24 protein-coding genes are annotated in these 25127 nt (G+C 69.8%); 13 read left to right on the forward strand and 11 right to left on the reverse strand.

What is annotated here, in order from left to right; genetic code table 11:
* The first annotated feature begins 40 nt into the window (after positions 1-40).
* Positions 41-2581: an alpha-glucan family phosphorylase gene (gene glgP, locus ABD987_RS08585; protein ID WP_345388901.1), complete on the forward strand. Its 2541-nt coding sequence runs from the start codon at positions 41-43 to the stop codon at positions 2579-2581.
* Positions 2582-2595: 14 nt separating this feature from the next.
* A complete protein-coding gene (locus ABD987_RS08590; protein ID WP_345388903.1) occupies positions 2596-3090 on the forward strand; it encodes a hypothetical protein in 495 nt (164 codons plus the stop codon).
* A gap of 28 nt (positions 3091-3118) precedes the next feature.
* On the opposite strand, the gene ABD987_RS08595 is transcribed toward ABD987_RS08590, so the two are convergent.
* Genes ABD987_RS08595 through ABD987_RS08605 form a run of 3 tightly spaced genes read right to left on the reverse strand, consistent with a single transcriptional unit; the run spans position 3119 to position 6213 of the window.
* Positions 3119-4882 (reverse strand): arabinofuranosyltransferase AftB family protein, encoded by a 1764-nt coding sequence (locus ABD987_RS08595; protein ID WP_345388905.1) that lies wholly within the window; start codon positions 4880-4882, stop codon positions 3119-3121.
* A gap of 42 nt (positions 4883-4924) precedes the next feature.
* Complete coding sequence (locus tag ABD987_RS08600) at positions 4925-5878, reverse strand: hypothetical protein (RefSeq protein ID WP_345388907.1); 954 nt, start codon at positions 5876-5878, stop codon at positions 4925-4927.
* On the reverse strand, positions 5875-6213 hold the full coding sequence (locus ABD987_RS08605; protein WP_345388909.1) for a PadR family transcriptional regulator: 339 nt from the start codon (positions 6211-6213) through the stop codon (positions 5875-5877). Before ABD987_RS08605 ends, ABD987_RS08600 begins: the two co-directional genes overlap by 4 nt.
* 105 nt (positions 6214-6318) lie before the next feature.
* Here ABD987_RS08605 and ABD987_RS08610 point away from each other — a divergent pair, with 105 nt between their 5' ends.
* Entirely contained in the window at positions 6319-7308 is a 990-nt protein-coding gene (locus ABD987_RS08610; RefSeq protein WP_345388911.1) for an LLM class F420-dependent oxidoreductase, read from the forward strand.
* Positions 7309-7773: 465 nt separating this feature from the next.
* Here ABD987_RS08610 and ABD987_RS08615 read toward each other — a convergent pair whose 3' ends face one another.
* On the reverse strand, positions 7774-8985 hold the full coding sequence (locus tag ABD987_RS08615) for a hypothetical protein (protein ID WP_345388913.1): 1212 nt from the start codon (positions 8983-8985) through the stop codon (positions 7774-7776).
* Positions 8986-9445: 460 nt separating this feature from the next.
* Between ABD987_RS08615 and ABD987_RS08620 the strand changes: the two genes are divergently transcribed.
* Entirely contained in the window at positions 9446-11590 is a 2145-nt protein-coding gene (locus tag ABD987_RS08620) for an ATP-binding protein (protein WP_345388915.1), read from the forward strand.
* Here the strand turns inward: ABD987_RS08620 and ABD987_RS08625 are convergent.
* The gene (locus ABD987_RS08625; protein WP_345388917.1) at positions 11587-11772 is read right to left on the reverse strand and encodes a DUF397 domain-containing protein; all 186 of its coding nucleotides are present in this window, start codon (positions 11770-11772) and stop codon (positions 11587-11589) included. The two genes, ABD987_RS08620 and ABD987_RS08625, sit on opposite strands and share 4 nt — an antisense overlap.
* A gap of 18 nt (positions 11773-11790) precedes the next feature.
* On the reverse strand, positions 11791-12645 hold the full coding sequence (locus tag ABD987_RS08630) for a helix-turn-helix domain-containing protein (RefSeq protein ID WP_345388919.1): 855 nt from the start codon (positions 12643-12645) through the stop codon (positions 11791-11793).
* Between the two features lie 132 nt (positions 12646-12777).
* On the opposite strand from ABD987_RS08630, the gene ABD987_RS08635 reads away from it, so the two are divergent.
* Positions 12778-13056, forward strand: a complete 279-nt coding sequence (locus tag ABD987_RS08635; RefSeq protein WP_345388921.1) for a hypothetical protein — start codon at positions 12778-12780, stop codon at positions 13054-13056.
* A 179-nt stretch (positions 13057-13235) separates the two neighbouring features.
* Here ABD987_RS08635 and ABD987_RS08640 read toward each other — a convergent pair whose 3' ends face one another.
* Both ABD987_RS08640 and ABD987_RS08645 read right to left on the reverse strand, forming a co-directional pair.
* Positions 13236-13631 (reverse strand): rhodanese-like domain-containing protein, encoded by a 396-nt coding sequence (locus ABD987_RS08640; protein ID WP_345388923.1) that lies wholly within the window; start codon positions 13629-13631, stop codon positions 13236-13238.
* A complete protein-coding gene (locus ABD987_RS08645; protein ID WP_345388925.1) occupies positions 13628-14173 on the reverse strand; it encodes a cysteine dioxygenase in 546 nt (181 codons plus the stop codon). The genes ABD987_RS08640 and ABD987_RS08645 overlap by 4 nt, the downstream gene beginning before the upstream one ends.
* A 324-nt stretch (positions 14174-14497) precedes the next feature.
* On the opposite strand from ABD987_RS08645, the gene ABD987_RS08650 reads away from it, so the two are divergent.
* From ABD987_RS08650 to ABD987_RS08675, 6 genes are read left to right on the forward strand one after another with little or no spacing between them, the layout of a single operon-like run.
* Positions 14498-15310, forward strand: a complete 813-nt coding sequence (locus ABD987_RS08650) for an ABC transporter ATP-binding protein (RefSeq protein ID WP_345388928.1) — start codon at positions 14498-14500, stop codon at positions 15308-15310.
* A gap of 55 nt (positions 15311-15365) precedes the next feature.
* A complete protein-coding gene (locus tag ABD987_RS08655; protein ID WP_345388930.1) occupies positions 15366-16145 on the forward strand; it encodes an enoyl-CoA hydratase/isomerase family protein in 780 nt (259 codons plus the stop codon).
* Between the two features lie 4 nt (positions 16146-16149).
* Complete coding sequence (locus ABD987_RS08660) at positions 16150-17130, forward strand: class I SAM-dependent methyltransferase (protein ID WP_345388932.1); 981 nt, start codon at positions 16150-16152, stop codon at positions 17128-17130.
* A 3-nt stretch (positions 17131-17133) separates the two neighbouring features.
* Positions 17134-18309: a class I SAM-dependent methyltransferase gene (locus tag ABD987_RS08665; RefSeq protein ID WP_345388934.1), complete on the forward strand. Its 1176-nt coding sequence runs from the start codon at positions 17134-17136 to the stop codon at positions 18307-18309.
* Between the two features lie 39 nt (positions 18310-18348).
* Entirely contained in the window at positions 18349-19119 is a 771-nt protein-coding gene (locus ABD987_RS08670) for an HAD family acid phosphatase (protein WP_345388936.1), read from the forward strand.
* Positions 19120-19161: 42 nt separating this feature from the next.
* On the forward strand, positions 19162-19536 hold the full coding sequence (locus tag ABD987_RS08675) for a DUF427 domain-containing protein (RefSeq protein WP_345388938.1): 375 nt from the start codon (positions 19162-19164) through the stop codon (positions 19534-19536).
* 69 nt (positions 19537-19605) lie between these two features.
* Here the strand turns inward: ABD987_RS08675 and ABD987_RS08680 are convergent, their stop codons facing one another.
* Positions 19606-20577, reverse strand: a complete 972-nt coding sequence (locus tag ABD987_RS08680; protein WP_345388940.1) for a chitinase — start codon at positions 20575-20577, stop codon at positions 19606-19608.
* Between the two features lie 250 nt (positions 20578-20827).
* On the opposite strand from ABD987_RS08680, the gene ABD987_RS08685 reads away from it, so the two are divergent.
* The gene (locus ABD987_RS08685) at positions 20828-21775 is read left to right on the forward strand and encodes a hypothetical protein (protein WP_345388942.1); all 948 of its coding nucleotides are present in this window, start codon (positions 20828-20830) and stop codon (positions 21773-21775) included.
* On the opposite strand, the gene ABD987_RS08690 is transcribed toward ABD987_RS08685, so the two are convergent.
* Positions 21776-22492, reverse strand: a complete 717-nt coding sequence (locus ABD987_RS08690; RefSeq protein WP_345388944.1) for a DUF2306 domain-containing protein — start codon at positions 22490-22492, stop codon at positions 21776-21778.
* A 187-nt stretch (positions 22493-22679) separates the two neighbouring features.
* Between ABD987_RS08690 and ABD987_RS08695 the strand changes: the two genes are divergently transcribed.
* Complete coding sequence (locus tag ABD987_RS08695) at positions 22680-23579, forward strand: GntR family transcriptional regulator (RefSeq protein ID WP_345388946.1); 900 nt, start codon at positions 22680-22682, stop codon at positions 23577-23579.
* Between the two features lie 81 nt (positions 23580-23660).
* On the opposite strand, the gene ABD987_RS08700 is transcribed toward ABD987_RS08695, so the two are convergent.
* On the reverse strand, positions 23661-25124 hold the full coding sequence (locus tag ABD987_RS08700) for an FAD-dependent monooxygenase (protein ID WP_345388948.1): 1464 nt from the start codon (positions 25122-25124) through the stop codon (positions 23661-23663).
* Positions 25125-25127 lie beyond the last annotated feature (3 nt).

Raw genomic sequence — 25127 nt, forward strand, 5'->3', positions numbered from 1 at the left:
ACTGTGTGCGGAGCCGCCTCGCCCGATATGGTCGCTGACCATGCGTGCAGTCCGCCGGTTCACCGTCCGCGCGAGCCTGCCGGAGCCCCTTGCCGGCCTCGGCGCACTCGCCACCAATCTGCGCTGGACCTGGCATCCGCCGACCCGCGACCTGTTCGCGTCGATGGACGCGGAGCTGTTCAACGCCGTCCGGGACCCGCTCCGGATGCTCACCGCGCTGCCCCCGGAACGGCTCGACGAACTGGCCGAGGACGCGGAGTTCCTCGCCCGCGCGCGCGACTCCGTCGCCGATCTCGAGCGCTACCTCACCGAGCCGCGCTGGTACCAGCGGTGCGAGGACGCCGACCTGCCGAGCGCGGTGGCGTACTTCTCCATGGAGTTCGGGGTCACCGAGGCGCTGCCGAACTACTCCGGCGGGCTCGGGGTGCTCGCCGGGGATCACCTCAAGGCCGCCTCCGACCTCGGCGTGCCGGTGATCGGCGTCGGGCTGCTCTACCGCGCCGGGTACTTCCGGCAGTCGCTGTCGCTGGACGGCTGGCAGGTCGAGCACTACCCGGTGATCGACCCGAACGCCTTCCCGCTGGAACTGCTGACCGAGGACGGGAAACCGGTACTCGTCGCCGTCGCGATGCCGGGTGGGCGGGAACTGCGGGCACAGATCTGGAAGGCGCGGGTCGGCCGGGTCCCGTTGCTGCTGCTGGACACCGACACCGACGCCAACGACGACGACCTGCGCGCGGTCACCGACCGGCTCTACGGCGGCGACGCCGACCACCGCATCCGGCAGGAGATCCTGGCCGGGATCGGCGGGTTCCGCGCGGTGCGGAAGTACTGCGCGCTCACCGGGCACCCGCAGCCCAAGGTCTTCCACACGAACGAGGGACACGCGGGCTTCCTCGGCCTGGAACGGGCCCGCGAGATCATCCAGGCCGACGGCCTCGCCTTCGAGGAAGCGCTGCCCGCGGTGCGCGCGGGCACGGTGTTCACCACGCACACCCCGGTCAGCGCGGGCATCGACCGGTTCCCGGTGGACGTCGTCCAGCGGTACTTCACCGACGGCAGGCTCGTGCCCGACGTCGACCCGCGCCGGGTGCTGGCGCTCGGCGCCGAGGACAACCCCGGCCTGTTCAACATGGCGCACCTCGGCCTGCGGCTGGCGCAGCGCGCGAACGGCGTGTCCCAGCTGCACGGGCGCGTCACGCGCCGGATGTTCTCGCGGCTGTGGCCGGGATTCGACTACGACGAGGTGCCGATCTCCTCGGTGACCAACGGCGTCCACGGGCCGACCTGGGTGGCGCGCGAGCTGAGCGCGCTGCTCGGCCGCGACCACGAGGAGTGGGGGCTGGACGGCAACGGCGGCAAACCGCTGCGTGACGGTGTTTCCGACGCGCAGCTGTGGGGACTGCGGCGGGAACTGCGGGAGAAGCTCGTCGCCGAGGTCCGGCGCCGGGTGCGCGCGGCCTGGTTGCAGCGTGGGGCTTCGCCGCTCGAACTCGGCTGGGTCGACTCGGTCTTCGACCCGGACGTGCTGACCGTCGGCTTCGCGCGGCGCGTCCCGACGTACAAGCGGCTGACGCTGATGCTGCGCGACCCGGACCGGCTGCGCACGCTGCTGCTCGACGAGCGGCGGCCGATCCAGCTCGTCGTCGCCGGGAAGTCGCACCCCGCCGACGAGGGCGGCAAGCAGCTCATCCAGCAGATCGTCCGGTTCGTCGACGATCCGGCGGTGCGGCACCGGATCGTGTTCCTTCCCGACTACGACATGTCGATGGCGCGGTACCTCTACCGAGGCTGCGACGTCTGGCTCAACAACCCGGTGCGGCCGCTGGAGGCGTGCGGCACGTCGGGAATGAAGTCGGCGCTCAACGGCGGGCTCAACCTGTCCATTCGCGACGGTTGGTGGGAGGAGTGCTACGACGGCAGCAACGGCTGGGCCATCCCGAACGCCGAGGGCGTCACCGATCCGCTGCGCCGCGACGACCTGGAGGCCGCCGCGCTCTACGACCTGCTCGGCCAGCAGATCGCGCCGCTGTTCTACGACCGCGACGGCGAGGACGTCCCCAACGGCTGGCTGTCCATGGTGTGGCACACGCTGGAGACGCTCGGGCCGAGGGTGCAGGCCGCGCGGATGGTGCGCGAGTACGTCGAATCCGGCTACCTGCCCGCCGCCAGGATGGTCGCGGCCGCGACCGGGGACGGGTACCGGGGCGCGCTGTCCCTCGCCGATTACCGCACGAAGATCGAGGTCGCCTGGCCCCGGGTGCGGATCTTCGACTCCGAGCTGCTGGTCGAGGACCGGCAGCCGCTGGTCGTGGGCACCGAGGTGACCGTGCGGGCGCGGATCGACCTCGCCGGGCTCGAACCGTCCGAAGTGGACATTCAGGCGGTTGTCGGGCGGGTCGGCGAGGACGACGAGCTGAGTGAGCCGGTCACGATACCGATGACCGAGGACGGCATCGGCGCGTTCGCGGCGCGGCTGCGGCTGCCACGACCGGGATCGGTGGGCTACACCGTGCGCGTGCTGCCGAAGCACCCGTTGCTCGCGACGTCCGCCGAGCTGTCCAAGGTGGTCCTGGCCTAGCGGGAGCCGGAAACATGCCACTCGACGACGAGGCCACCCGGGCCCTCCTGCGGGATCTCGACGATCCGGAGTACCTGGAACACCCCCGCGGCTACGACCACCCGGCGGCCCGCGCCCGGTTCGACCGGCTCGCGGCCGGGCTGGACGAGCGGTTCCGCTGCTCCTGCGCCGTCGACCGCAATGTCCAGGACGCCAGCCACCACGGGACGATCGTCGTCCCGGCCACCGCGACGGCCGGCGCCGACCACCTCACCGTCACGGTCAGCAACTTCGGCGATCTCGCCGTCGTGACCCTCGGGAACCCCGGCAGCCACGACGAGGAAGAAGAACAGGTTCTCTTCCACCCCGACGACCGGCGCCAGGTCGAAGACGAGCTTCGCGCGCACGGCTACGTCGCCCTCTCGGAGCATCTCCTCTGGAACAGGTACGACGGCGTCAGCGCGCTGGCCTCCCGTTACTCGCCCCGGTACCCGCCGACCTGGTGGATCCGTTTCTTCGACTACCTGTGAAGGCTCAGCGATTCCCGGCGGGCCTTGACTAGCCGCAGAAGGCGCGTTCGGCGGCGAACGGGTCCGGCGGGATCGTCACCCCGGTCCGGTGCCAGGCGCCGGTCAGGTTCCGCCAGAACCGGCCGAACGACATCGGTTCGCGGGCCGATCGCTGGATCTCCGCGAGGTCGCCGCAGGACAGCGCGTGCCGGGCGGCGGCCACCTGCGCGGGCGTGACCTCGTCGTGGAAGGCGAAGTTGCCCGCGGGCGGGACCGGTGCCTCGGGAGCGGCGTAGTCGGCGAGGAGCCACGCGTTGCTCAGCGGCTTCGAATGGCCGGGCTTGCCCTCCGGGAAGGCGAGCCGGGCGCCGATCGGGTTGGCCAGCCCCCAGAAGTCGACGATCCCGACATCGACGGGCGCCAGCATCCCGACCGTGCCGAGGTACACGCCGACGACCGCGGCCTTGCCCGGCAGATCCGCGCGGAGCGGGGTGGTGATGGTCTCGTTGTGTACTCCCTGGTAAATCAGGACTCGCCGGCCGGAGTTCACCGCGCCGGCCACCGCGTCCTGAAGGTTCCGCTGTACCGGGGTGAAGTCCGCGGAATCCGTCGGGTGCTCGCGGCCGGTCCACGCGTGGTAGTAGGCGCGTTCGTCGTCGATCGAGCGCACCGCGGCGGGCGCCTCCTGGTACCGGGCCAGCCCGGCGCACAGCGGCGCCCACACCGCGACGACCAGCGTGAGCACTCCCGTGGTCCGCGATCGCGGGAGCACCAGGGCCGGCAGCAGCACGAGGAACAGCGACGGCAGCAGCATGCGCGCGTGCATGTAGTCGCCGCCGACCTTCAGCACGTACACCAGGAGCAGCAGGCCGGCCACCACCGGGGTCAGCGTCACCAGCAGGCCGGTCCGGTCCGCGCGCGACCGCCGCAGGAGCCACGCGAGCGCTACGGTGACCGGCACCAGCGGGATCCACAGCAGGTACGGATCCGCGAAGTCGGTGAGGTAAGTGAAGCCGCGGGCCCACCTCGACGCGTCGGCGTTCTTCGTGATCGCGGGCATCGGGACGAGGACGCCGTAGTAGCCCATGCGGAAGATCTCGTAACCCAGCGGCAGCGCGGCCGCCGCCCCGGCCGCCGCGAGCGTCACCCGCGGGCCCGGCCGCACCAGCAGCCACAGCGCGAGGAGGAACACCGCGGCGACCAGCGTCTGTTCCGGCCGGACGAGGGGGCCGAGCCCGATGACCAGCGCCGCGCCGGCGATCGCCTTCCCCGACGTGCTTCCGCGCAGCCGCACCAGAAGCCACCAGCACGCCGCCATCCAGAACGTGTTGAGCCCGGTCTCCAGGCCCGAGGTCGCGTACTGCCAGACCGGGTGCAGCGCGAGCAGGACGAGGACACCGACGGGCAGCAGCCACGTTCCCGCCCGGTCGTGCAGGCGCCGGGTCGCGGCCACCGCGACGGCGAATCCGCCCGCGGTCAGCGCCAGCCCGAGCATCCAGGAGATCGCCGAGGTGTCGGTGTTCCCGGAAACGAACCCGGCGAGGGCGAGCAGCCATTGCCAAAGCGCGCTCGTGGCGGTTTCCGCGCGTTCGCCCACGGAATAGACCGGGCCGTTCCCGGAAAGGATCTGCTCGACGATCCGGGTGAAGATCAGCGCGTCGTCGCAGATCCAGCGCGTCAGGTAGCCCAGGACCGCGATGAGCACCGCCGCGGCGGGTGCGAGCAGGCCGTTCCAGCGGATTCTCGCCCGCGACGGTGATGCTTCGAGCGGCGGTAAAAGGGCGCGCGAGGGCGCGACGGGAATGGTGTCCATGAAGCCAGAATCCTTTTCTGGAGAGGGAAATAACGAGAAGAATCAGCGATTCACGACGGTCCGGCGGTAGTCACGGATTCCGACGGCGGTCAGTGCCACGACGATCGCCCCGGCGCAGCAGACCTGCGCGATCACCATCGCGTCGAACGGGACGACCCCGTTTTTCAGCACCAGGTTCTGGATCAGCACCAGTGCGATGCACAGGGCCAGCGCCAGCGTCCACGCCGGGCGTGGTCCGGTGCGGTGCCGGAACAACAGGTAGCCGGCTCCGGCGAGCGAGCACAGCCAGACGAGCGGGGACAGTCCGTCGAGCTGGGCCAGATCGACCGGGAGGCCGAACCTGAGCGCGAGGACGGGAGCGAGGGCCAGGCTGCCGCCGATGGCCCACCACCACGGCCGCGCGGGTGGCAGCGGGGCGTCGACGTGGAAGGCGGCCAGCGCCAGCACCAGCGGAAGCCACTGTGGCGCGTAGTACGCGATCGGTTCGGGGCCGAGATCGGCCGAGTGCCTGGCCAGGAACCAGATCGCGCCCGCGGCCAGTATCGCCCCGGCGGCGATCCGCGCCGCGCGGCGCCACCCGTCCGCCAGCAGCGCGAGCGGGATCAGCGCGGCCGCCAGCAGGACGAGGTCCTTGCCCAGGTCGGCCGTCAGCGTCGCGCGGAAGTTCCCGGGGTAGTAGCTGGAGAACCTGAACAGCGTCCAGAGTGTGTTTCCGACGCCGCAGGCGGATTTGAGCACGCCCCAGAGCAGGCCGAGGAGCGCGACCTGCCGCACCAGATCACCGAGGGCGACCGCGCGCACGGGTGCGGCCCTGGCCGCCAGCCGGGTGCGCACCCCCAGCGCCAGCATGGCCCACAGCTCGCTCCACAACGCCGCGCGGGCTCGCTCGTCGTGCAGGTCGAGCAGGGTGCCGACCATCTCGTCGCCGCGTTCGGCGCGGTACCACGGCGGGAGCACCCGCACCAGCGCGCGGTACCGGACCTCGGCGTCGATCATGCCCGCACCTCCGCGGATCGGGGCCAATGACCGCGGGCCCGCAGGACCGCACTGGCGGCGTCGACGTTCGCGGCCAGCCGGCGGGTCTGCTCGGCCAGCGCCGTCTCGCCCGCCCCGGTCAGCCGGTAGTACCGCCGGAGCCTGCCCTGGTGGATTTCCTCCCGGTCCGGCTCGGCCCAGCCGTCCGCGACCAGCCGGTCCAGCACGCCGTAGAGGGTGCCGACCCGTAGCCGCACCCGGCCATCGGACAGCTCCTGGACCCGCTGGACGACCCCATAGCCGTGCCGCGGCTCGTCCGCCAGCGCGGTCAGCACCAGGAAGGTCTGTTCGGACATGCTCCGCTCCGCCATGGGTCCACATATATCAGAAGACGATATATAGCGGCCCGGGTTGCGTCGCCGTCCGCGAAACTTTCCCGACGCCGTGGCTTAGGTTGGGGCATGCGCTTCGGACTCTTCGTACCGCAGGGCTGGCGGCTCGACCTCGCCGGCATCGACCCCGCGGACCACTGGACCACCATGCTCGGCCTCGCCCGGCACGCCGAGGAGGGACCCTTCGAGTCGATCTGGGTCTATGACCACTTTCACACCGTCCCAGTGCCGACCGAGGAGGCCACGCACGAGGCGTGGTCGCTGATCTCGGCCTTCGCCGCCGCGACCTCGACGATCCGGCTGGGCCAGATGTGCACCTGCATGGGCTACCGCAACCCGGCGTACCTGGCGAAGGTCGCGGCCACCGCCGACCTGATCTCCGGCGGCCGCGTCGAGATGGGCATCGGCGCGGGCTGGTACGAGCACGAGTGGCGGGCCTACGGCTATGGCTTCCCCAGCGCCGGGGACCGGCTCGGCATGCTCGACGAGGGCGTGCGGATCATGCGGGACCTCTGGACGACCGGTACGTCCACACTGGACGGTAGGCACTACCGCACCGACGGCGCGCTGCTGCGCCCGCTGCCGCCGCAGGCGGGTGGGCCGCCGCTGTGGATCGCGGGCGGCGGCGAGAAGAAGACGCTGCGGATCGCCGCGCGGTACGCCAGGTACACCAACTTCAGCAACGCGCCGGAGGAGTTCCGGCGCAAGTCGGACATCCTGGCCGGGCACTGCGCCGATCTGGGCACCGACTTCGGCGCGATCACCCGCTCGGCCAACTTCAACGTGGTGATCGGCGAGTCCGAAAAGGACGTTCAGGACCGGCTGGCCTGGATCCGGTCCCACTACGAGCCGCTGATCCCGGCCGACGCACTGGAACGGGCACTCGGCAACTTCGCGAACAGCCCGACGGTGGGCACGCCGGAGCGGATCGCCGAACGGCTCGCGGGGATGCGGGAGCTGGGCATGACCTACGCGATCCTGAACTTCGCCGAGGCCGCCTACGACCGGTCGGGCATCGACCTGTTCACCCGCGAAGTCGTCCCCGCGCTCGCCGGGTAGCGCGCGCCGTTCACGGGGTCGAGCGCCCCAATGTGGCATTGGGTGCTCCACTCCTTGCCCCCACCACCACCCTCAACGGAGACGCTCCGCGCCCAGCCCCCATTCCACGCAGCGAATGTGGCGTTCGGTGCGTTGGACGCACCGAACGCCACATTGGGGCGCATCGGCCACGGCCAAGACGAGGGCAAGGGGATCTTGGTGTGTCCAGGCGCGAGAAGCTCACGGGTAGGGACGCGGCCCGTGGCCGAGCGGCGGCCTCGCGACGGCGGGCTGGGCACGGAGCACCATCTCCTCCAGATGGCGGGCTCGCTCCCACTGGGCGTAGGCGAGCTGGGCCAGTTCGGCGCGCCGCCGCCCGTGCCACAGGCTCGCGACGAGTCGGGTTCAGGAACTCAGCGACGCCGTGTTCGCCTACTGGTCGGCGCGACGGCCCGTCGGCGAGCGGGACGTGAGCGGCGGGTCCGGCTAGGGCGTGGCTACCGGTGGCGGCGTGCCGGGCAGCCGTACCGGGAAGGTGATGAGCGCGACGAAGACGCCGGCGCCGGCGACATCGAGGAAGAAGCTCGCCGGGGCGGGGACCCAGCGGAGACTGACGGCGAGATAAAGGAACACGAGCAGTCCGACCCAGTGCTGTCGGCGTTCGTCGCGGTGCTTGTCGAGCACGAGCGCGGTGACGCCGAGGACGAGCGGGGCCATCATGACGAACACGCGCGTGGTGTCGGTGGCGACCAGCCTTCCGGCGACACAGCAGGCGAACACCCAGATGCTCGCGACCAGCAGCTCGCTGCGCAGGCCGTGCCGCCGGTAGAGCTGATAGAGCCCGTAGGCGAAGACCAGCCAGAAGAAGTGGAATGTCGTGAACAGTTCGAGCTGGTCGGTTCCCTTGTTCGCCGACAGTGCGAACTGGATGTTGCCGAGCAGGCTTCCGTTGGCCTGTCCGGCGCCGAACCCGTAGTCGCCGCCGATCAGGTGCTGTGCCCAGAGCCGGTAGCCGAAGTAGACGCCGCCCGCGACGACCATCACGGCCGCTCCGGCGAGTACGCCGCGATCGCGCAGGGTGCGGCTGCGCGACCAGGCCAGCAACGGATAAAGGGGCGCGAGCAGCAGTGTGGTTTCTTTGTTGAGTGAGCCGAGAACGATGATCGCGGTGAACAGTACCAGCCGGCGATCGAAAGCGGCGTAGAGCGCGCAGACGTAGGCCAGGTTGTTGAGCGGGTCCACCAGATACGGGTTGGAAAAAGCGTATGGCGCGTACCAGAACGTGCAGGCCAGCGCGATCGAAATCAGCACGGCCGTGAAGAGCCGCACGTTCAGGCGGGACCAGAGGAATTCGAAGAACACGACGAGGGCGGCGAACGTGAAGATGACCGTCAGGCCGAGCCAGAGCGTGTCGAGCGAGACCCCGGTGAGCAGGTGCGCGCGGTGTACCAGCCACGGGCTGAGCATCCGGAGCGCGAAGGGATTGTCCACCGGGGCGCCGGTTTGTTCGGACATCCGGTAGTAGTTCACCGCGTCGCCCCAGGCTTTGCGGTGGGCGCCGGGTTCCAGGTTCGCGTGCGAGATGACGTTGAGCAGGGTGACGGTGAGCAGTCCCAGGTACGCCCAGAGTCTTTGTGCGGTAACGGTTTTCCCCACGAGGGAACCCAGCTTGGCGTGGCGGGCGAGCGCTGGTTTCATGGCGTCAACTTTCCGGTGAAGGCATCGATCAGTCGTCGTGTGGCATTGCTGGGTGAACCAGCGAAAGAATGAGAATCAGACGGAGAAACCGGAAATAGCCGCGTTGTTCGACACCGACACGACAAGAAACGTCGATATCGACGTTTCTTGCCCCATGTCCGTGGCGTCGCCGCCGGCCGGGTACCCCCCTGATAATCACCTGACGCGGCTGGGGGTCCCGAAGGTTGCCTGTGTGACGCCGGTCATAATCGCTCCTGGTTGGCCTCATGAATCGTTACGCCGTAAGGAGTCTTCGGAGTGACGGGGCGACGGTGTCCCGCGCTCGGCAGGTGGTTGGTGTTCGCGGCCGGGCTGTTCGCGCTCGCCGCCCTGCCCGGCGACGCCGGTGAGCGTGATCCGTAGGTGTGGTCTTGGCGGATCATCCCCCGAAGTCGCCGGTCGAGATGACAGACTGCTTCGGGTGAGCGGTCAGCCGAGCGTGCACAACATTGCCGGTGGTGCGGCGAACAGCCTTTTCGTGCAGTCCGGGGCGATGGGGGACGTCTGGGTGGGCGGCCCCGCGGCCGACGAGCAGCCGATAGTGCCCCGTCAGCTGCCGTTGGCGCTCCGGGATTTCACCGGTCGTGCCGATCACCTGGCCGCGCTCGATTCCTGGTTGCCAGGGGACGACGGCCCCGGCGGCGACGTGGTGATCTCGGCGGTGGACGGCGCGGCGGGGGTGGGCAAGACCGCGCTGGCCATCCGGTGGTCGTACCGGGTTCAGCACCGTTTTCCCGATGGCACGCTGTATGCCAATCTGCGCGGCTACGGCCCCGGCGAACCGGCCACCCCCGACGAAGTGCTGGCCGGGTTCCTCAGCGCGCTGGGCGTGCCGTCCGAGCGGATCCCCGTCGGGGTGGAGGCCAGGTCGGGCCTGTACCGGTCGGTGCTGGCGGAGCGGCGGGTGCTGATCGTGCTGGACAACGCCCACGCCGCCGAGCAGGTCCGGCCCCTGCTGCCCGGTGGCGCGGGATGCGTGGTGGTGACCAGCAGGTCCCGGCTGACCGGGCTGGCGATCGGGGAGGGCGCGACCCGGATCACCGTGGATCTGTTCACCGAGCAGGAAGCGCTGGAGCTGGCGCGGGCGGTGCTGGGCCCGCAACGGGCCGACGCGGAGCCGGGGGCGGTGGCCGAGCTGATCCGGGCGTGCGCCCAGCTGCCGCTGGCGTTGCGGATCGCCGCCGGGCGTGTCGCCGCCCAGCCGTACCTCACGGTCGCCGATCTGGTGGCCGAGCTGAACAGCGAACAGGGGCGCTGGGAGGCGTTGAGCGTCGCGACCGACGAGCGCACCGCCGTGCGCGCGGTGTTCGACTGGTCCTACCGCCGGCTCTCCGCCGAACAGGCACGGATGTTCCGACGTCTGGGGCTGCATCCGGGTCCCGAGATCAGCCTCCACGCCGCCGCGGCGGCTGCCGGTCTCGACGTGGTGGCGGCGCGACGGCTGCTCGACGCGCTCGCGGAAGGTCATCTGATCGAGCAGGTGGCCCGGGACCGCTACCGGTTACACGATCTTCTCCGTGCCTACGCGGCCGAGCGCGCCAACACCGACGATGCTCCCGAGGACCGCGACCACGCTCGTCGTGTTCTCCTGGAGTGGTACGCCCATCACATCAGGAGCGTCCACCGGGTCATCATTCCCACGCTCGACGGCTGGCATGCCGGAGCCGGCCTGAAAACCCGGGCCAGCCCGGAAATCGCCTTCCCCGGCGCCGTCGAGGCATACCGGTGGATCACCGACGAATACCTCAACTTCATCGCCGCCGTCCGCGCCGCCGCCCGTCATGACCTTCCGCACCTCACTGTCCTCATGGCGGACCTTTCCGTGCTTCCCCTGCTGGTACAGGGACACTGGAGCGACGCTTTCGACGCCTGTCGTCTCGGCCTGGCGGCGGCTCGCCGGATCGGCGATCGGATCGCCGAATACTTCCTGCTGCTGCGGCTCGGCACGACACACCGCAACGTCGCCCAGTGGCAGGAGGTCGACGATGCTTTCCAAGCCGCTTTGACACTGGCTCGCGATCTCGGTGACGCCTGGCTCCAGGCTGAGGCGCTGAGCAACCTCGGCCACACGTACGTCGAACACGGGCAGTACGTGGAGGCGGGAAAACACCTGCGGGCGGCGCTCCCGCTCAGCCCCGGCGCACAGTTCGGATACCTGGAAGCCTTCATCGAATTCAACCTCAGCGCGGTGTGCACCGGGCTGGGCGACTTCGCGCAGGCACTCCGGCACGCCGAACGCAGCCTCGAACTCCACCGGAAATCCGGCAATCGTGATGTCGAGGCGTACATCCTGCACTACATGGCGAAGGCCAGGCAGGGCGCCGGTGCGCACGCCGAGGCGATCGAGCTGTGCGAGAAGGCGCTCCGCATCGAACCCGTCGTCCGGGACCCGCGCAACCACGCCTTCATCCTCGACACCCTCGGCGATTCACTGCGGCACACCGGTGACACCGCGAGGGCGATCACGTGCTGGCGCGAAGCGTTGGCCATCTTCGACCACTTCGACTACCACCAGGCGCCCGAACTGCGAGAACGCCTCCGCGCGCTGGAGTCTGACGGTGGTTAGTCCTTCAGCGTGGTGAGGAGGGCGGTGAAGCTCGCGGCGGATGCGGTGAGGTGGCCGGAGGCGCGGTCCTTCGTGTCACGGACTGCGGCATAGCCCGGGATGGTGGCGACCTCGACGCAGGTACCGTTTTCCTCGGTGTAGGTGGAAATCCTGAAGGTGGCCGTGGAGAAGTCGGGGGACATGGGGACCGTCCTTCGTTGTTACTCGTAAGTCTGGGCGATCTCCAGGATAAGCCGCCGAGACTTGTCGAGACCTGACGCGTTCGCGGTAAGGCGGCTCCACAACGCTGCGTAGTCCGACACCTCTGCGATGCCGTCGAGGTAGTCCGCGTCGTGCAGGTTCTCCACGTAGACCATCTCCAGCGGTTGCGCCGACGCGGTGGGTGCGGGGATGCGCAGCATGGTGAAGCCGAACGTGCTGGCATTGCCTGGTGCGTCGAAGGGCAGGACCTGGAGCTGGACGTTCGGCCGCCGGGCGATGGTCGCGAGATGTTTCAGTTGTTCGTGCATCACCGCGTTGCCACCGACCATCCGGCGCAGGCAGCTCTCGCTGAGCACGAAGTTGGCGGTCGCGGGCCGCTGTCGGAACAGTACCTCCTGACGCTCCAAGCGAGTCGTGATCACGTCATCGACCTCGTCCGACTCGACACGAATGGCGCGAGCCAACATGGCGCGCATGTACGCCTCGGTCTGGAGGAGGCCGGGCACCATCTCGGCGCCGTAGTGCTGGATGCGGTTCGCGTCCCATTCGAAGTCGTAGTAGGCGCGCTGCTGGAGCGGGACGGCGGCGCGGTGACCCGACCAGCGGCCGCGCTGGCTGCGGGTCCGCGCCAGTTCGACGATGGCGGCCTTCTGCTCGTCGCTGTGCACGTCGTAGTGGTCGAGCAGCATCTTGGCGTCGCCCGGCGTGAGGCCCTCGCGGCCCTTCTCCATCTTCGTGACCCGCGTGGTGTCGCGGCCGAGAAGCTTGGCGGCGTCCTTCATGTCGACGCCTGCTTCCTTCCGCGCCTCCCGCATGTAGATCGAGAGGAACTTCAGTCGCACGGTCGGAGTCATCGGCAAGGCCATCACCTGTTCGAGTCAATTGCTCTACAGCAGTTGCAAATTAAGGGCTTCAGGTTCAGGCTAGCAACTGTCGGCGGGAGAAGGGGCCTGCCACGACCTGGGATCACTCGAAAGGGGAAGGACATGCCGGAAACCATGATCAAGAGTGCCGTGCCGCGCCGGGAATGGCTCGTGCGCTGTACGGACGAGGATCTCTCCAACGCCGTGTGCGTGCTGGAGGTCAACCGGGGGCGGATCGTGATCTGGCTCCCGGGCTGCGGCGATTTCAGCCTGGACGGCGGCGCGGAAATCGCCGACTTCCGCGACGCGCTCGACGAGGCCATCGCGCAGGCCGACGCCGACCTGCGCGACGAGGAGGAGGAACGTAAAAGGACGGGTGGCAAAGGTGTCGTCGTGCCGTGAAGGCCTCCTTCACAGCGTTGAGCGCTGTGAAGGAGGCCTTCACGGACGTTCGGGACATGCCCGGCCGCTCCGTTCGAGACGTTCGATGATTCGGTGGCTGGGAGTGCTGAAGGACGCCTTCGGTGCATCCAGCGCACTGAAAGCGTCCTTCAGCGCGCCCAACGCACTGAAGGCGTCCTTTAGGGAACGGCGGGGCTGCCGCCGGGACGCACCGGCAACCCCGCGGCCCGCCACGCGCGATAGCCGCCGACGAGGTCCGTCGCCCGCGAAAGGCCGAGACGCTGGAGGTCCGCGGCGGCCAGGCTGGAGGCGTAACCCTCGTTGCACACCACGATCACCGGCAGCTCGGCGCGGACCTCGGGCAGCCGCCACTCGCCGGCCGGGTCGAGCCGCCATTCCAGGTGGATGCGCTCGACGATGACCGAGCCCGGGATCTCGCCCTCCGCCAGGCGGTTCGCGTGCGGGCGGATGTCCACGATCAGCCCGCCCTCGGCCTGGAGCCGCCGGGCCCGCTCCGGCTCCACGCGATCCAGCTGGGCCCGCGCGGAGGTCAGCAGGTCGTCGACACCCGTCACGGGCGCACCAGCGCCGGGAGCGGCGGGATCTCGGGCGGGACCTCGGCCAGCGAGGTGTAGTCGCGGGTCGGCACGAGCGGCGGCGAGTAGGCGTGGACGCTGGCGGCCGGTTCGGTGCCGAGGCCGGTGACCTGGTGCGCCCGCCCGGCGCCGAAGCCGATGCCCTCGCCCGCGACATGCGTGCGGCGGCGGATCGGGCCGCCGGGATAGCGGTACTCCTCGCCGAGTTCGCCCTGCAGCACGGTGAACGAGCCGGACGCGCCGCCGTGGTCGTGCGGCTTGGTGTGCTGGCCGGGCAGCCACGAAAGCAGCCACAGCTCGACGCCGTCGGTCAGCGCGAGCCGCGCCCACCAGCGCTGCTCGGAGTCGAAACGCAGGATCGAGCGCAGGTTCGCGGTCAGCTCGGTGGTCACGGTGGCGGTCAGATCCGCCAGCTCCCTCGGTGTCCACAGCAGACGCTTCGGGTGCAGCAGGTCGGCCAGCAGCGGATCGGTCAGCCGCGGGTGGATCTCGACGTCGGGACGGGCGATGGACGTGGTCAAGACGGGCTCCTCGGGTAGCGACGGGCGGGCGTACGCGCGGCACGCACCCGCTCGGCGGCGAAGAGCCGGGGCGAGGGGGATTCAGGCGTGCCGCGAGGCGGTACACCCGCAGGAGGCGACCAGGAGCAGGTCGATGGTCCGGCGGCGCCAGAACGAACCCCGGGTCACCGAGGGTGCGGGCGCGGCTGCGGACATGACCCGATCATGCCACAACGAGCACACGCGCCGGGGCGCGTCCCAGTCGCTGGACGCTTCGACCAGGCATGGAGCCGCCGACGACCGGGCGGGTGCAGACGCGCGCGCGTGAGCGGACACAATGGGCGCGTGAGCGAGCCGATCCAGCCCAGCGACCTTGACGATCTCGTGGTGAGGATGGCCGGCGTCGGCGTACGCCGAAACGGCAACGACCTCCTCGCCGACCTCGACTGGAACGTCGAGCTGGACGAGCGCTGGGTGGTGCTCGGACCCAACGGCGCGGGCAAGACGACGCTGCTCAGGCTGGCCGCGGCCGAGCTGCACCCGACCAGCGGCACGGTCGATCTGCTCGGCGACCGCATCGGCAAGGTCAACATCTTCGAGCTGCGCCCGCGCATCGGGTTCACCTCCGCCGCGATCGCGCAGCGCGTGCCCGGCGACGAGAAGGTGCTCGACGTCGTCGTGAGCGCCGGGTACGCGGTCGTCGGCCGCTGGCGTGAGGCGTACGACACACTCGACACCGCCCGCGCCCAGGAGCTACTGAACGCGCTGGGCATCGGGCACCTCGCCGAGCGCACCTTCGGCACGCTGTCCGAGGGCGAGCGCAAGCGGGCGCTGATCGCGCGTTCGCTGATGACCGACCCGGAGATGCTGCTGCTCGACGAGCCCGCCGCCGGGCTCGACCTCGGTGGCCGCGAGGACCTGGTCGCGCGGCTGTCCGCGCTGGCGCTCGACCCGGAGGCGCCGGCGATGGTGCTGGTCACCCACCACGTCGAGGAGATCCCGCCCGGCTTCACCCACGCGCTGCTGCTGCGCGAGGGGCACGCCGTCGTGTCCGGGCTCGTCGATGACGTCGTGACCAGCGAGAACCTGTCCAAGACCTTCGATCAGGACCTGGTTCTCCAGCGTTCGGGTGACCGGTTCTTCGCCCGGCGGCGGTAAGTTGTGTTTACTGACCGGTAGCCTGCTGGCAGATCGTCAACGAGGAGGATTCGGCGTGGGAGAGTTCGTAACCCTGGAGGTCGAGGACGGGGTCGGCACGATCCGGCTGAACCGGCCGCCGGTCAATGCCCTGAACGCCCAGCTGACGGCCGAGCTCGCCGACGCCGCGCGCGAGGCGACCGACCGCGACGACGTCCGCGCGGTGATCCTCTACGGCGGCGAGAAGACCTTCGCCGGTGGCGCGGACATCAAGGAGATGGCCACCCGGACCTACCCGGAGATCTCGAAGTTCGGCACCGCGCTGACCAACTCGCTCGCGCTCATCGCGTCGATCCCGAAGCCGGTCGTCGCCGCCATCACCGGCTACGCGCTCGGCGGCGGCCTCGAACTCGCCCTCACCGCGGACTGGCGGGTCGCGGGCGACAACGTCAAGGTCGGCCAGCCGGAGATCCAGCTCGGCGTCATTCCCGGCGCCGGGGGCACGCAGCGGCTCGCGCGGCTCGTCGGCCCCAGCAAGGCCAAGGACCTCGTGTTCACCGGCCGGTTCGTGAAGGCCGACGAGGCACTTTCGCTCGGCATCCTCGACAGGGTCGTCGCGCCCGACGACGTCTACACCGAGGCGCACAGGTGGGCGGCCCAGTTCGCGCACGGCCCGGCCGTGGCGCTGCGCGCCGCGAAGACCGCGATCGACAGCGGTCTCGACACCGACCTCGGCAACGCGCTCAAGCTCGAATCGAACCTGTTCGCCGCGCTCTGGGCGACCGAGGACCAGAAGAACGGCATGAAGTCGTTCATCGAGAACGGCCCCGGCAAGGCCACCTTCGAAGGGAAGTAGCGCCTTGACCGACACCGCCGACAGGGCCGTCTCCGATCCGGCCCCGAACCCGCACGCCAGCGCCGAAGAGGTCCAGGCGGCCTACGCCGACCCGAAGCTGGCGAACGTGCTTTACCACGACTGGGAAGCCGGGACCTACGACGAGAAGTGGTCCATTTCCTACGACGAGCGCTGCATCTCGTACGCGACCGACGTGTTCAACGCGGTCGCGGGCGAGGACGGCCAGCCGTATCCGACGGCGATGGAACTGGGCAGCGGCACCGGGTTCTTCCTGCTCAACCTGATGCAGGGCGGCGTGATCAAGAAGGGGTCGGTCACCGACCTCTCGCCGGGGATGGTGCAGGTCGCGCTGCGCAACGCCGAGAAGCTGGGCCTCGACGTCGACGGCCGGGTCGCCGACGCCGAGCGCATTCCCTATGACGACAACACGTTCGACCTGGTGGTCGGGCACGCGGTGCTGCACCACATCCCGGACGTCCGCGCGGCGTTCGCCGAGGTGCTGCGCGTGCTCAAGCCGGGCGGGCGGTTCGTGTTCGCGGGCGAGCCGACGAAGGTCGGCGACTTCTACGCGCGCAAGCTCGGCCAGCTGACCTGGTACCTCACCACGAACCTGACGAAGCTGCCCGCGCTGTCGGGCTGGCGGCGTCCGCAGTCCGAACTGGACGAGTCCTCGCGGGCGGCGGCGCTGGAGGCCGTGGTCGACATCCACACCTTCGACCCGTCCGAACTGGAGTCGATGGCGCGGGGTGCGGGGGCGCAGGACGTCCGCGCGGTCACCGAGGAGTTCGCCGCGGCGCTGACCGGCTGGCCGATCCGGACCTTCGAGGCCGCCGTGCCGCAGGAGCGGCTGACGCTGCGCTGGCGCCTGTTCGCCTACCGCCTCTGGCTGCGGCTGTCCGCTTTGGACAAGAAGCTGCTCTCGAAGGTGCTGCCGCGTGAGCTGTTCTACAACGTGATGATCACCGGGACCAAGCGTCCTTCGTAGTAGATGCCTTATGCGTTCACGCTCGACGACGTCGCCTTCCTGCGCTCCGGCGCGGGAAGCGCGGCGCTCGACGAGTGTGCCGCGCTGCCGCTGACGGATTCCTCGCGGCTGTCCGACGTCGGCTTCGTACGGCGTGCCGTCGGCGAGCGGTACGCCGGTGCGGTGCTGGAAACCTTGGTGTTGCGCCGGAAATCCTCGTCCAAAGTGGATGATGCGACGTCCTGGCTGTTCACTTCGGACGCCCTGCAGCAGGCGAGCGCGACGGCGGTGGCGCGGCACCGGGCGTCCCGGTTGGACGGTCGTGACGTCCACGACGTGACGTGCTCCGTCGGCGCGGACCTGGTCGAGATCTCGCGGGTGGCGCGGCGGGCGCTGGGGTCCGATGTGGACCCGGTGCGGCTGGCGATGGCCCGGCACAACGCCGAAACCGCCCGGGTTTCCCCGGCGCTAGTACGCGCCGACGCCTTGCGTCCGGTGAGCCGGGACGCCGTGGTGGTCGCCGATCCGGCCCGGCGTGATTCGGCGGGGCGCCGCGCGTGGAAACCGGCGGACTTCCTTCCTCCGCTGGACGATCTCGTCGACGCGTACCCCGGCAGGCCGCTGTCGGTGAAGTGCGCGCCCGGTCTCGACTTCGCGATCGCGCCGTGGGCCGAGGAGGTCGAACTGGTCTCTTTGGACGGTCAGGTCCGGGAGGCCTGCCTGTGGCGCGGGCTGGGCGAGGGCGTCTCCCGCCGGGCGACGGTCCTGCGTTCGGACGGGACACAGTGGACGGTCACGGACGCCGAACCGGACGAACTGCCGCACAAGGGACCGGGGGAGTGGATCGTCGATCCCGACGGCGCGGTGGTGCGGGCCGGGCTGGTGCGGCACTACGCGGCCCGGCACGGGCTCTGGCAGCTCGACGAGCGGATCGCCTACCTCACCGGTGACACCCCGCCTTCGGGTGTGCGCGCCTTCCGGGTGCTCGAACACGGTCCGTACCAGGAGAAGGCGCTGCGGACCGTCCTCAAGCGACACGACGTCGGCAGGCTGGAAATCCTCGTGCGCGGCCTCGACGTCGATCCGGACGCCCTGCGTCGCAGGCTGAAACCCCGGGGCAAGGCCGAGGCTTCCGTGGTGCTCACCCGGATCGCCCGGTCGCCGGTCGCTTTCCTGTGCCGCGCCGAGCGGATTCCGTAGTACGTTCTCCCGGTCAGTCGTCACGCTGGGAGGAAAGCCGTGTTCAGAAGCCGTGTGTCCGGACTCGTCAAGCTCGCCGCCGCGGCGGCCGTCGGCGCCACGATCGCGGGCGGGGCGTCCGCGCTGGCCGGGCAGGACGACGCGAGTGCCGCCCGTGCCAAGGAACCCGCCAACATCGGGCAGGTCAAGAACGACGTCAAGGCCTACTACGGCGACTATCTCGACGCGTCGGGGAAGCACCACTACTCCGAAAGCAGCCGCTTCGTGTCGGACACGAAGCGCGTCGTGGAGAACGCCAAGCGTTACCTGTCCAAGCGGCTGGCCGACCAGGTGAAGAACCCGGCGATCGTGTTCGACGTCGACGACACCGCCGAGATCACCTACGGCTGGGAGGCAGACAACGACTTCGGGTTCGATCCGGTCAAACAGCAGCAGGCGATCGACAACGGGACGTTCGGCCCGAACAAGCCGGTGCTGGAGCTGGCGAACTGGGCCGCGCAGCGCGGCGTCAAGATCTACTTCCTGACCGGGCGCAACGAGTTTCAGGGGCCGCAGTCGCTGAAGAACCTGGCGAACGAAGGCTTCCCCGCCCCGGCCGACGCCTTCTTCAAGCCGAAGACGAAGGCGCCCGACTACCTGCCGTGCGGGCTGAACTGCAACACCGTGCAGTACAAGTCCGGCACGCGCGCGCACATCGCCAAGTCTGGCGCGAACATCGTGCTCAACTTCGGTGACCAGTTCAGCGACCTCGAAGGCGGCTACGCCGAACGGCCGGTCAAGCTGCCCAACCCGATGTACTACCTGCCCTGAGGCACGGGAATAAGCGGCCGGGCCCGGGCGCTGCCAGTGGGTATGGCGGACAAAGAGGTACGGATTCCCGGGCCCGACCACCCCATCACGGTCGAGCCGAACCCCGGCCGGGTCGTCGTCACCGTGGGCGGGCGCGTGGTCGCCGACAGCGGCAACGCGCTGACGCTGCGCGAGTCGACGTACCCGGCGGCGCACTACATCCCGCGCGCGGACGTCGACTTCGACGTGCTGACGCGGACCGACCACGCGACGTACTGCCCCTTCAAGGGCGACGCCGCGTACTACAGCTACTCGGCCGACGGCGAAACGGTGGAGAACGGCGTCTGGACCTACGAGGCGCCGTACGACGCGGTCGCCCCGATCAAGGACCACCTGGCCTTCTACGCCACCAAGTTCACCATCACCGAACAGCCCTGAGCGGTCGGTCCGTGGGGGCCTCCTTGAGGGACTCTAGGTCCCTCAAGGAGGCCCCCACGGACCTTCGCGTCAGCCCTGGTAGCCGGCGAAGATCCTGGCGAACTCGTAGGGTGACTGCGGGATGTTCGTGCACTTGTACAGCGCGCCGGTGCACGCGTTGGCGTCGCGGCCCTGTTCCCAGAACGACAGCATGCCCAGGTGGACGCTCGCGGCGAAGGACACCAGCGCCTGCGCGTCCTTCTGGTAGAAGATCTCGTTGCGCGAGTCGTTGACGCCGAGCATCGGGGTCACGCCGATCTTCTGCCAGGCCGCCTCGTCCGACAGCCCGAGTACCGACTTGACCTGCGCCTGTGTGGCCTTCGCCGCCGAGATCGCCTTCGCGCCCTGGTCGCCGGGGCCCTGGTAGTAGTCCATCGCCATCACGTCGACCATGTCCAGGTCGACCCCGGCGTTCTTGGCCGCGCTGACCACGTTGACGCCGTCGGTGGTCAGTCCGCTGGGCAGCACGGGCAGCGTCAGCGAGATCTTGAGCCCGGGGTTGTTCTGCTGCACGATCTTCAACGCCTGCGAGCGCCGCTGCACCGACACCGGGTCGGCCACCGCGGCGCCCTCGATGTCCATGTCGATGTACTTGGCGTCGTAGGCCTTCACCACCGCGTCGTACTCGGCGGCCAAAGAGGACACATCGCCGCACGCCTGCGCGAGCTCGATGCCGCCCGCGCCGCCGAAGGCGATCTTCACGTCACCGCCGGCGGACCGGATCTTGGCGATCTCGTCGGCCTGCCACTTGGTGCGCGGGTCGTAGGCGGCGAACCAGCTCGCCTTGCAGCCGTAGGAAGTGACGAAGCCCAGGGTGAAGCTCTTGATCCCGCTCGCGGCGGACATCGCGGACATGCTGGGCGTCGGCCAGGCGCCCATGTCGATGTAGGGGGCGACCGGCAGGTCCGCGGCGGGTGCCGCGGACGCGGGCGCGGTGACGGCGGCGCCGAGCGCGAGCGCTCCGGCGAGTGCGGTCACCAGGGATCGGGGGGACAGGCGCATCGGGGGGACCTCCACAGCGGTGTGGGGAACGCTTTCAATTGGTATAGACCAATAGGTGAAGATCTGCCATAGGCCATTCGGATGCAGTCAGCCGGTCACCGGAAATCCCGCGCATAGCGGACCGGAGCTGTCCGCGATCGAGGGATTTTCCCGCCGAACGCCCGGCGGCACGCGGCGGCCGTTGGTACCTTGCGGGAACCGGCGGGGAGGGGGAAATCCTCGCCGGGACGCACGACTGAGGGGAGCGGGGATGAGGACCTCACTGCGCAACGCCGTGATCGCCGCGCTGAGCGGGGCGGTGGCGCTCACCACGACGACGGTCGCGGTGGCCGCCGAGCCCGAGATGGATGCGGCGGCGATCACCTGCGACGCCAAGTCCAGCGGCAAGAACGGGCCGTTCTACCACGGGCCGTCGGCGTCCTACGCCTACGACAAGCGGTTCGGCAGCGGGCCCGCCGTGCCGGGCCTGGACACGCACACCCCGCAGGGGATCGCGGCGTGGCAGAACTGGGACGGCGCGAACGACCTGCTGCTGGTGACCGCGTACCAGGACGGGAAGAACGCGCACATCGTCGGGATCGATCCGAAGAGCCGCAAGCACGTCGGCACCGTCGCCATCGCCGAATCGCACGTCGGCGGGATCGCCGTGGTCCGCGGCTGGGCGTTCGTGCAGGGCGCGGGCAACTCGATCCGCAAGTACCGGCTGTCCGAGCTGAAGACCGCGATGAAGGCAGGCGGCGTCCCGTATCTGAAGCAGGTGGGCGAGGCGCGCAAGGTGTACGGCGCGTCGTTCCTCTCCGGCTACGGGAACGATCTCTACGCGGGCCGGTTCAACGACAAGGGCCGGGACAAAATGTACCGGTACACCGTCGCGGAGGACGGCTCGCTGGCCACCCAGGCCGGTGCGTACGAGGTGCCGACGAAGACCCAGGGCCTGATGGTGACCAAGGACCATTTCGTCTACAGCACCTCGTACGGCAACGACAATCGCAGCAATATCTACGTGGTGAACGGCGGTGCCCGCGACCTCGACAAGGGCTCGCCCCGGTGCTTCCGCGCGCCGAGCATGGCCGAGGGCATCGCCGCGTACGGCGGATACGCCTACCTGGTCTACGAATCCGGCTCCGCGAAGTACGTCGCCAAGAAGCCGCGGAACGTGATCAAGGAACTGCACAAGGGCAAGATCTCGACGCTGTAGTCACTGCGCGGCAGGGGTGCGCGTGCGCTTGCGGCCCTTGCCGCGATCCAGCCAGAACTGCGCGATGAGCAGCGGGAGCACCCAGCCGATCCAGGTCGAGATCCCGGCGATGGCGAAGCCGAGGGCGGCTTCGCTGCCGCCGAAGGTCGTCTGTAGCTGGGGCGCGAGCACCATGCCCCAGATCGGCGCCCAGATCCGGTTGGTGATGATCGACATGGTCAGCGCGAAGCTGCGGATCATCCAGCGCCGGTGATCGCCGAAGCGCCGCGCTCGGGCCGCGCGGTAGCCCTGGGCCGTGAAGAGCAGCCACAGCAGGGCGAACATCGTGTTACTGACCGCGGCCACCGGCCCGACCGGGGCGGCACTCGCGATGATCACCGCCGCGACGCCCGCCGGGAGCACGCCGCCGAAGACGTAGATCCGGCCGATCCTGCGGTGCGCCACCGGATGCTTCTGCCGCAGCCACGGCCAGATCTGCAGCGCGCAGGTCACCATCGCGATCGACGCGAACCCGATGTGGGCCACCAGCATCGGGTAGTACCAGCCGAGTCCCGGCGGCGGTGGCACGCGCGACTGCGCCACGTCAAGGCCGAGGTAGGGCGGCAGTGAATAGACGAGGAAGACGACCACGACGAAGCCGAGCGGCACCATCCACGGCCGCTGCCAGAGCGGCTTCTTCGGCTTCGGCCGGGTGGCCGGTTCCTGGGTGACAGTCATGGGGACCCCCTGTTGTTCGCTGCTGCGATACGCTGTACGCGCTGATCGCAAAGCTAGCGACGGGGAATAAGGAGCAGCAAGTGGGCAGGGGAAATCTCAGGGCGTACCCTGAAACCGTACTAGCCAGGCCGGGGCCGGCGGTGAGTAATCCGTACTAGTGCACTAGTGCAGATTGGGGAGGGGCAGGATGACGGCGCCGTATCAGCGAATCGTGGCGGATCTTCAGCGGCGGATCACCGACGGCGAGCTGCGGGTGGGGGAGCGGGTGCCCTCGACGCGGGCGTTGGTGCGGGAGTGGGGTGTCGCGATGGCCACCGCGTCGAAGGCGCTTTCCGCGCTGAGTCAGGAAGGCTGGATCCGCACCGTGCCCGGCAGCGGGTCGGTGGTGACCGACCGGCGTGGCACCGCGAGACGCCGGGACGAACCGGCCGGGCTGGCGCTGAGCCGCGAACGGCTGGTGGCGGTGGCGATCCGGCTGGCCGACACCGAGGGCAGGGCGGCGCTGTCGATGCGCAGGCTCGCCGCGGAACTCGGCGTCGGGCCGATGTCGCTCTACCGGTACGTGCCGGACAAGGACGAGCTGCTGCGGCTGATGGCCGACACCGCGTTCGGTGCCGAGGAACTGCCGGAACCGGGACCGCGGCACTGGCGGACCCGGCTGGAACTCGGCGCGCGGGTGCAGTGGCGGGCCTACCGGCGGCACCCGTGGCTCGCGCCGATCCTGCTCAACTCGCTCGTGCGGCCGCCGGTGATCACCAGCGGCGTCAGGAATCTCGACTGGCTGCTGCGCGCGTTCTCGGACACCGCGCTGGACCGGCGGATGCGGGTGCACGTCGTCGTCACGATGAACGGGTACATCGGCGGGCTCGCGGCCACCAACGCGTTCGAGGTCGAGTCCGAACAGGACACCGGGATCAGCAGTGCCCAGCGGCTCGAATCGGACATGGGCCTGCTGGAGGAACTCCTTGCCTCCGGCCGCTATCCCACGCTGTCCGGCGGGATGCTGGACGTCGAGCTGGACGGCCTCGACGAGATCTTCGAACTCGGCCTCAAACTCCAGCTCGACGGCCTGGCCCACCTCCTCTGATTTCGGGGCCACCCGTGATTGAGTGGCGAACTCGCGTGATTGAGCGCGTAAGTCGCGTGATTGAAGGGCGAACTCGCGTGATCAGGCGGGGGCCCAGGTGGTGAGGGCCATGGCCAGGGTGGAGTCGACGTCGGGGGTGGTGCTGAGCCAGGCGGTGTGGCCGTCGGGGCGGAGCAGGGCGGCGCGCAGGTCCGGCTCGGCCGGGCAGCTCGCGGCCACGGTGTCCACTGTGGACGAATGGGACGCGAAGACGTGGTCCGGGGTCAGGTCAAGCAGGACCGGGCGGGCCCGGTGCAACAGCGTGGCCAGGCGGGTTTCGCCGGTGGACGTGGTGAGCGGGACGTCGGGGGCGAGGCGGCCCAGCCAGGGGTGCTCGCCGGCGACCACCGTCTCGTACCGCGCGTCGAGACCCACGACGACCTCGGTGAGCGCGCGGTTTCCCGCCGGGTGGCGGGCGATCCTGGCCAGCAGGTTCTTCACCGGGTCGTCGGCCTCGCTCAGCTCACCCAGCAGGACCTGCGCGCGGGTGTTTGCGAGGATCCGCGCACCCGCCGCGTGCCGCTCGGTGTGGTAGGTGTCGAGCAGGTGTGCGGGCGCCGTGCCGCGCACCGTCGCGGCCAGTTTCCAGCCGAGGTTCACCGCGTCGTCCAGCGCCACGTTGACGCCGATCGCGCCGGCGGGCGGATGGATGTGCGCGGCGTCCCCGGCCAGCAGCACCCGCCCCTCCCGGTAGCGCTCCGCCAGCCGCGCGGCGTCGCCGAACCGCGTCATCCATCGTGGCGCCCGCAGCTCGACGTGCCGCCCGAGCGCGGCGTCGACCTGGTCCTGCAGGATCTCCAGGGTGACCGGGGTGTCCTTGTCCGCGGGCGGGTTCCCGTCCCTGGTCACGATCCGCACGTGGCCGGGGCGCGGGATGACGAACACGCTGCCGCCGTCCGGCCCGTGCGTGACGCCCAGCGGCAGCTCGTCGAGATCCACCTCGACGTCGCCGAGCAGCGCGTACATCGTGGCGGCGGTGCCAGGGAAGGCGATCCCGGCCTGCTTGCGCACGACGCTGCGGCCGCCGTCGCAGCCCGCCAGGAACCGCGCGCGGATCTCCCGCTCGCCGTGTCCGGTGTGGACGGTCGCGGTGACGCCGGTGCCGTCCTGGGTGAACACGCGCAGTTCGTGCCCGCGCAGCAGTTCCGCGCCCAATTCGACGGCGTGTTCCTCCAGGTACTCCTCGACCCGGGACTGCGGGATGCCGAGGGTGAACGGGTGATCGGTCGCGGTCCCGGCGAGCAGAAGCGTGGTGTCGATCCCGCCCACCGCCGCGTTGGGGACCCGATGGCCTTCGGCGATGAGCGCGTCGGCGAGGCCGCGCCGGGCCAGCAGGTCGAGCGAACGGGCGTTGAGATTGAACCCCCGGCAGTAGCCCGGCCGCTCGGGATGACGTTCGACGATCGTGGTGGCGACCCCGGCCAGCCGGAGTTCGACGGCGAGCATCAGCCCGGCCGGACCGGCGCCCGCGATCAGTACTTCGGTCTCAAGTGGACTTCCGGACATGTG

This window comes from Amycolatopsis samaneae (assembly GCF_039541975.1).
GTDB classification, from domain to species: domain Bacteria; phylum Actinomycetota; class Actinomycetes; order Mycobacteriales; family Pseudonocardiaceae; genus Amycolatopsis; species Amycolatopsis samaneae.